General features: G+C 58.3%; 1 protein-coding gene. It reads left to right on the top strand.

The features are described 5' to 3' along the window. Nucleotides 1-581 precede the first annotated feature (581 nt). The coding region (locus tag KBI52_RS01485; protein WP_305797865.1) for an RNA polymerase sigma factor region1.1 domain-containing protein at nucleotides 582-1,312 on the top strand (731 nt) is incomplete at its 3' end.

Below are 1,312 nucleotides of genomic sequence, written 5' to 3' on the forward strand. Positions count from 1 at the left end.
ACGTAGAGGACGAGCCCGCCCACGACGGTTGAAATCAACACCATACCTTTCACTCCTCGTTCTCCGCCCCACGCCTATCGCTCATCCCGTGATGAGCGGACTGACCATTCCTGCCCTGCCGACCAGAAACTCAGCCTACTGACAAGGCGGTTGCCGGAGCTGCATGATCCCCCTCCCCTTACGACATCCTGCGCCTCCGCATGGCCAGGAGCTCGACGCCTAGGTCGATCCGGCCAGCTTTGACCAAGCGCGCCATGGGCCGTGGGACAAAAAGCTATTTCTGATCGTCACAGGCTGTCGTCCCTTAGTGAAGGGCCGTGTCCTTAGGGAGGCGTTCTAGCTAAGCTGCCAGCCCTGATTCGAACATTACAACGACGCATGAGAGGTTGGTAATTATTCTAGACCCGAAGCGACTTTGCCGTCCAAAGACGAACGGAAGTCGGTTGTTTATATCGAGCTTGAGCCATAGGTGGACATCAAGATCATCGTAATAATTTGGGTGTATTGCATTTAGATCTTGAGTTGCTGCTCCATAAACGTCATCTCCCCATTTCCCGGAATTCTCTTAGCCAATTCGCTCCATGGATGATCACGAAAATATTTCTCATTCCGACCATGCAGATAAGCCGCTGGCAGATCTGACTGGGGCGGCGTTGCGGCAGATGCTTAAGCTTGCCAAGCAGCGGGGCTATGTCACCCATGCGGAATTAAGTAACGTTCTTCCATCCGAAGACTTTTCTTCGGAGCAGATCGAGGACGTTCTTAGCCAGTTGTCTCAGCAAGGGATCAACGTTGTTGAATCGGAAGAGACAGAGGAGGAAGCGGCTGATGGCGGCGACCTCGTCGAGGCATCTGAGACCCGCGCCGTCGCGGTCTTTGAGACCACGACCAAGGAGCCGACCGACCGGACGGACGACCCGGCGCGCATGTATCTGCGCGAAATGGGATCGGTCCAGCTTCTCTCCCGCGAGGGCGAGATCGCGATCGCCAAGCGCATCGAGGCCGGCCGCGAGGCCATGATCGCGGGCTTGTGTGAAAGCCCGCTGACCTTCCAGGCCATCATCATCTGGCGCGACGAGCTCGTCGAAGGAAAAGTCCTCCTGCGCCACATCATCGACCTTGGAGCCACCTATGCCGGTCCCGATGCCAACGGCGCTCCCAAGGCGAACGCCCTGGGCGAGGGTGAGGGCGAGGCGGAGGAGGAAACAGCCGAGGGCGAAGAGGCGGCCCCGTCCGAAGAAGCGGCTGACGACGACATGGAGAACAACGTGTCGCTCTCGGCCATGGAGGCCGAGCTGAAGCCGCGCGTCCT

This window comes from Microvirga sp. HBU67558, assembly GCF_018069605.1.
Classification (GTDB): domain Bacteria; phylum Pseudomonadota; class Alphaproteobacteria; order Rhizobiales; family Beijerinckiaceae; genus Microvirga; species Microvirga terrae.